Here is a 6,600-nt window from a genome sequence, read left to right as displayed (position 1 = left end):
TCATCTCCGGGTGTCCACCAGAGCGGGAACGGTCCAGGCACCGATAACCAGACCTTATGTAAAGCTAGCGCTCGGCATGTAAAGCTAGCGCTCGGCGCCTTCCGTTTGTTGCCAAATGGCCTTCCAGGTTCTCCCCGATTGATGCACCGTCGAGGAAACGCCGGGGCGGTTGTCTTGGCCGCGGCGAGCCCGTCATCGAGTTTCGGATGTAGTCGATCATCCGTCCGCAGATCTCGGTGATGGTCGCAGATGGCAACGGGCGCACCTCAATTCGGGCACGTCACCCTTCCTATGGGGTCAGAACGTCACTATTTCCCGTTTTCGGTTCTGCCACGTTCGTTGCCCCGCACCTGGCCAGGAGCGTCACGCCATGAGCCGTCGACGTTCATTTCCCACGATGGGTGCTGTCGGAATTGCTGTGGGGTGCCTTGCGCTGGGGAGTTCTTGTTCCGGGTCACCATCGTGGAACGGGCACCCGAGGTCACGCACACCCCCCCGATCAGTCGAGTTGGTCGCCGACCACGTTGCCCGCCAGTTGTACGCCTATGCAGGACGGACGTGGACCAAGCCCATTGACGCCCTCGTCGTCAGCTGCCTCACAATGCACGGAGCCCCGAAACGACAGATCGACACCGGGGACCTGTGGATGCCCTCTGAACTGGCCCAACACTGGGGCGAGGTAGTGCAAGTAACCCGAGCCATCGCCGGTGACCATGGCTACATCCACGAGAAACCAGTTCATCAAACGGCAGCAGTCAGGCCACACTTACGTTGGTAATCCTCACCGCCGCCGCCGCAGTCTTGCTAGCGTTCCTTGCCCCGGGCACTGCTGCGCGTGACCACAAGACCACGGCCAGTTCCACAGCAACGGCACACCGGGATAGCGTCGGATAAGTGGCCCGTCCGGCTTCCGGCTGCACTGACCCGTGCCTGGAGAAGCTGTGCAAGGTCAGCAAGAACCGCGGTCACTTCCCGATTGCCAAATCTCGACTACTCGACCGCGGAATGAACCCGCTGAACGATCACCCGAGCCGGGTCAGTGGCTGGTGCGTCCACGCTGTGACTGCAGGGTGGGCGGTAGCAGCCGTTCGGCGACCGCGCCGGTGATGGCGGCGAAGACGGCTTTGTGAAGGATGTCCACGGCCTGCTCACTCGCGGGCCAGGTCGACGGCGGCGCTCCGACTCCGGTGGCGTTCTCCATGGTTTGGTCAAATCCCAGCCGGATGGCGGTGTGCCACACGGTCGCATGAACTCCTCGGATCCCGGTGGCCGCCCACACGCCGCGGATGGCACCCAGTACCGCGCCTGTAGTGAAATGCATGAGGTGGTTCCACCCGTCCGGGCGGTCGTCGTCGCCAGGTTTTTGGCCTAGGAGCGTGAGCAGGGCGCGCGCCGGGACGTACGAGTTCGGCCTGCCCGTGATCGCCTGTTCGGCTTTTTCGCCGATGACCATCAAGCCGGCCCCAACCAAGCCGGCAACCGCTCCGGTTCCGGCCGCTCGGGCAACATGGACTGCTCGGTTCTGGGTCATACTGCTCACTCCTTCGGTGCTGTGGATATGCGGGCCTGTGGGAAGGGATAACTACGAGAAGGATTGCGGGACGGTAGCCCGCGTTGAGGGCTCGCTCGCGGAGGTTTGATGACCTCGCCTCCGTAGAACATCAGTTGCGCGCCAATACGTACTCTGGCCGGATACGCGCCAGTCGGCGGGTGTCCATATAGTCACCTATCGGATGCCGAGTGAGCGGGGATGACCAGCAACAGTAGGATCGTGCGGGCGCGAAAGCTCACGTAGAGCGAAGTGGGGCCCAGTCCTAAGACCGCGACCGGCAACGACGATACGGCGTCGATAATGCCAAGAGAACAACGCTGCTGCCAGCAAGAGCTCGGCGGGTTCACCTCCGTAGTACATCCACTGCGCGGCCTGTTCTAGTTGCGGGATTGGAGTGGAGGTGCCTGGAGGTAGATCGCCAGCGGACGCGTAGAGCAGCTTGGCCAAATATCCATGTGCCGCAATAGCTACCATAAGGACGCTTAGTCGCATTGCCATGCCTGGCCTACGGGGCGCTGGATCTGGTCCTGCGATTGACCATGCGAAAATATAGCCGGCGAGCAGAAAATGCAGTTGCACCAACGCGTGCGCAGCGGGGGATTGCATTGTGAAGTAATATAGTGGTGTCATGTAAAGTACATATAGTCCTCCCACGTTCAACAAGGCAGCAGAAATAGGGTGAGACACAACGCGCAGCACCGAGTTGTGCAGGAATCGGCCGATATACTGGCCGAAGCGCGGAGAGACCGACGCCAATAGCAGAGATATCGGCGCGGCTAGCACAAGAAACACCGGTGCGTACATTCCCAGCAGGAGGTGTTGCACCATATGCCCACTGGGGTGTTGATGAGCGAATTGCTGCAGGGGGGGACAGAAGGCCGCAGCCACTAAACCCACACCGACGATCCAGCTCAGCGAACGCCGCGTACTCCACTTCCGTTGCAGACGGTGTTGAGTACGCACCACTCCCCATGCGTAGAAGGTCAGGCCGACAACTACGATCAAGCCGACGAATAACCATCCCCACGAGAAACCCGCGACGGCGGCAGCACCCTCGTGTCCTCCATGGTGAGGCTGTCGACTGTCATTCACCAGCACTGCCTTCCGGATCAGGACTGGCAGGATCAACCGTAGCTTGCGATTTGCCTACCCGCAGGTCTTGCCCGCCACGACGCGCGATGCGCAAAAGCACCACACCTGTAAGCAACGCAACAGCGATGCACAGCCCTGCGCCGATGTCATACTTCCATACCTCGGGGCCGTAATGGATCTGGTGCCATTTGAGGATTTTGTGCACCAATATCTCATCGACTAGACCAATGATGCCGAGCCCAAACGATAATCCTGTTGCCATCCAGATCGGGCGCCACACATATCGACGACGAAGATCTGCGATGAGGTACGCACCGGCTGCCAAGGAAATGATTCCGATAGATTGAAATATGCCGTCGCTCGTCAATGCGAGTCCCGGACTACCCCGATCGTAGAAATGGTGCCAGTGCAACAGCAAGTGCAAGATAGTTTCGTCAATGATGGTGAATACCGCTGCCGCGAGCAGCACCCCAGACCAGAATGAAGTCTGCACCCCCTCGATACGCCAGCTGCCGCGCGCGGTGCGTGTCTTCTTCTCCCGAGCGGTTCGGTTAGTTGCCATGTCGCCAATGCTTCCCTTACCTGCAAGTCTGCAATGCTCCCACACTGACTGCGAGTCTTAACTTGGCCCGTTCATGGCGCAACCGGAGCGCGCCAGTTCGGGCCTGAGTCGCACCTATTGCTGGTCGACCCGACTGATCCGGGACGATCTCGGGTCGTCGTGTCCCAGCAGTCGACCTCGCCAGCTAGCACCACCGACTCCGCCGCCCGGGGCGCCTTCGTCTTGGTCGCACGCTCGCGGCGGTGTCTCTTACACCAGCCTCGCAGAGTCGCCGCAGCCAGTCGCTGGCCGCCAATCCGTGCCGCCGATACTTCACGCGGAAGTAGTGGTCTCATCCGTAACCGATGGGGGACCCCGGCGCGCAGGAAACTGCTCAGCAAACGGCCCGCCGCCGAACCGGCAACGCCGCGGCCCTCGTCAGGAGGCCCACGTTGTTCAGCAGTCTTCCAACCACGTTCAACTCTGAACCTAGGGAGGCCAACGCAGGTCAGATCCGCACGCCCTGATCTCTACGGGTCAGGCACATTCAAATGCATCGCACATCGATCAGCGAGCGATTCACGGTAGACGATACTCGAGGCCTCGTTTACTGTGGCCGCACAGGTGGCACCCCCGCCGCCTGGCCCGCTCTTGGTTTGTATAGCCAACTGTGCGCGCTAAGGAGTGAGATGTCTCAGACGATCGAACCGCCGGCGCAGCAGAGGCTCGCCGCCGCGGAGGCCCCCGCAGTGACACGGCCGTTCAAGATCTCCGCGTGGGAGCTGTTCACCACCACCGATCACAAGAAAATCGGCGTGATGTACATCATCACCTGCTTCGCCTTCTTTTTCATCGGCGGACTCATGGCCCTGCTCGTTCGAGCGGAACTGTTCTTTCCTGGCATGCAGTTCCTATCCAACGAGCAATATAATCAATTATTCACCATGCATGGCACGATCATGCTGCTGTTCTACGCCACCCCGATCGTGGTCGGGTTGGGCAACTACATCATGCCTTTGCAGATCGGCGCTCCTGACGTGGCTTTTCCGCGCCTGAACGCCCTCGGCTACTGGTTGTTCACAGCTGGCGGCCTCATCGCAATCTCGGGGTTTCTTACCCCCGGTGGAGCCGCAGCGTTCGGCTGGACGATGTACGCGCCGTTATCGAGTCAGGAGTACTCGCCACAGGTTGGCGCAGAACTATGGATGCTAGGCGTGAGTATCGGCGGGATCGGCACCATTCTGGGCGCGGTCAACTTCATCACCACCATCATTTGCCTGCGTGCGCCTGGGATGACCGCCTTCCGAATGCCAATCTTCACGTGGAACCTGCTCATCACCTCAGTGATTATTCTGCTCGCGTTTCCGCTGCTCACCGCCGCCATCCTCGGAGTGTTCTACGACCGCCAGTTCGGTGGGCGCATCTTCTCCTCGGGCAACGGCGGGGCGATCCTGTGGCAACACCTGTTCTGGTTCTTCGGCCACCCCGAGGTCTATATCGTCGCGCTACCGTTTTTCGGCATCGTCTCCGAGATCTTTCCGGTATTCTCGCGCAAGCCACTGTTCGGATACGCAGGCTTGATCTTCGCCACCCTGGCCATTGCGGCGCTATCCATGGCGGTATGGGCGCACCACATGTTCGCCACGGGCGCGGTGCTGCTGCCATTCTTCACCTTCACGTCGTACCTGATCGCCGTGCCTACCGGTGTGAAGTTCTTCAACTGGATCGGCACCATGTGGCACGGCAAGATGACCTTCGAGACCCCGATGCTTTTCGCGCTCGGCTTCATCGTCACCTTCCTGTTCGGTGGTCTGACCGGCGTGATGATGGCCTCGGCGCCGATCGACTTCCACCTCCACGACACCTACTTCATCGTCGCCCACTTCCACTACACACTCTTCGGCACCATCGTGTTCGCCACGTTTGCAGGAATCTATTTCTGGTTCCCGAAGATGACGGGCCGGATGCTCGACGAAACGCTGGGCAAATGGCACTTCTGGCTGATGTTCATCGGCTTCCACACCACATTCCTGGTGCAGCACTGGCTGGGCAACCAGGGCATGCCCCGCCGGTACGCCGACTACTTGGAGTCGGACAACTTCACGGTCCTCAACCAGGTATCCACCGTCGGCTCGTTCATTCTCGGCATTGCGATGCTGCCGTTCATCTGGAACGTCATCAGGAGTTGGCGCTATGGCCCAATCGTCACCGTCGATGACCCGTGGGGCTTCGGCAACTCCCTCGAGTGGGCCACCTCTTGCCCGCCGCCCCGCCACAACTTTGCAAGCCTGCCGCGGATCCGCTCCGAACGACCAGCGTTCGAACTGCACTACCCGCACATGAGCGAGCGGATGCGGGCGGAGGCCCACGTCGGCGGCCGCCGAAAGTCCCAGGACCCGGATGCGGTCAAGGACGTTGCGCAGCGCGGAACCTCCCCCAACACCCCTTGACCCTCCAATCGCGCTGTAGCAAGCACCTGGCTTTTCCTGCACCCCAGTGGAAATAGATGACGCTCGTCAGCGGCCTCGAGCAGTGCCTGACCAACCCCGAGGAAACGCTGAACAAGGAGAATTCGAGAAGCTGTTTCTCTCCCTGGCCTGATTCCCGCCGGGTCTGACAGCCTGGGACGTGGAGGTCCTACCTCCGTCGACGAACCATCGAAGGAGCCGTCCATGACTTACACCCGCACCCTCAGTGTCCCTATGTCCTACGAGCAGGCCTTGGAGCGTACCCGAGCCTCCCTGGCCGATCAGGGCTTCGGCATCCTGACCGAGATCGACGTCAAGGCGACCTTCGACACCAAGCTGGGCCAGGAGGCCGCCGAGGCCGTAGGCGACTACGTGATCCTGGGAGCCTGCAACCCCGGTCTGGCCAGCAAGGCCCTGGCCGCCGAGCCGCAGCTCGGTGTCCTGCTGCCCTGCAACGTCGTGGTTCGTCGAGGCAACGGCGATGAGCAGACCACCGTGGAGGCCATCGACCCGCAGACCATGGTCCAGCTCAGCGGCAGCCCCCAGGTACGTGAAATTGCCGACGACGCCGACGAACGGTTGCGCGCGGCCCTGTCGGCGATCAGCGAAGCCGGTCCCGCACACAGCTGATGCCGGCCGGCCCCGACCCCCACTCCCCCGGAATGGACGTCTCACCAATGGTGAGGCGTCCATTCCCCGCTCACCGTGAGACACGACTCCACTGCACTGAGATACCCCTAACTCCGGGTTTCTTGGCTGCGGGGACTCAGGTGCCGGCGATAGCTTGCTGAGCGCCAGAGGAAGACCAGTGAGAGCACGAGAGCAACGATCCCGAGTAATTCGAGTGCGTTGTCGACGCGCGCACCCATCTGCGTGGCCAAGGTTCCCTGCTAGCGGCCATGCCAATCTGGCTCTTCCGGATCCGGAGTGCGTAGCGGGGATGCTGC

4 protein-coding genes are annotated in these 6,600 nt (G+C 61.2%); 2 read left to right on the top strand and 2 right to left on the bottom strand.

Annotated features, from left to right (window positions below; genetic code table 11):
- Positions 1–1,036: 1,036 nt before the first annotated feature.
- Complete coding sequence (locus G6030_RS11535; protein ID WP_182643217.1) at positions 1,037–1,531, bottom strand: hypothetical protein; 495 nt, start codon at positions 1,529–1,531, stop codon at positions 1,037–1,039.
- Positions 1,532–2,636: 1,105 nt separating this feature from the next.
- A complete protein-coding gene (locus tag G6030_RS11525; protein ID WP_182643215.1) occupies positions 2,637–3,206 on the bottom strand; it encodes a DUF2243 domain-containing protein in 570 nt (189 codons plus the stop codon).
- Positions 3,207–4,003: 797 nt separating this feature from the next.
- On the opposite strand from G6030_RS11525, the gene ctaD reads away from it, so the two are divergent.
- Together ctaD and G6030_RS11515 are read left to right on the top strand one after the other, a co-directional pair.
- The gene (gene ctaD, locus G6030_RS11520) at positions 4,004–5,635 is read left to right on the top strand and encodes a cytochrome c oxidase subunit I (protein WP_241724318.1); all 1,632 of its coding nucleotides are present in this window, start codon (positions 4,004–4,006) and stop codon (positions 5,633–5,635) included.
- Between the two features lie 222 nt (positions 5,636–5,857).
- A complete protein-coding gene (locus G6030_RS11515; RefSeq protein WP_182643213.1) occupies positions 5,858–6,283 on the top strand; it encodes a DUF302 domain-containing protein in 426 nt (141 codons plus the stop codon).
- Positions 6,284–6,600: the final 317 nt, after the last annotated feature.

Source organism: Dietzia sp. E1 (assembly GCF_014145015.1).
Lineage (GTDB): Bacteria > Actinomycetota > Actinomycetes > Mycobacteriales > Mycobacteriaceae > Dietzia > Dietzia cinnamea_A.
The sequence above is the reverse complement of the archived record's forward strand: the minus strand, read 5'-3'. Positions and strand labels throughout refer to the sequence as shown.

What these genes read in the sequence shown, in the direction of transcription:
- G6030_RS11535 (WP_182643217.1), bottom strand. Translation starts at nt 1,531, where the DNA reads ATGACCCAGAACCGAGCAGTCCATGTTGCCCGAGCGGCCGGAACCGGA.
- G6030_RS11515 (WP_182643213.1), top strand. Translation starts at nt 5,858, where the DNA reads ATGACTTACACCCGCACCCTCAGTGTCCCTATGTCCTACGAGCAGGCC.
- ctaD (WP_241724318.1), top strand. Translation starts at nt 4,004, where the DNA reads ATGTACATCATCACCTGCTTCGCCTTCTTTTTCATCGGCGGACTCATG.
- G6030_RS11525 (WP_182643215.1), bottom strand. Translation starts at nt 3,206, where the DNA reads ATGGCAACTAACCGAACCGCTCGGGAGAAGAAGACACGCACCGCGCGC.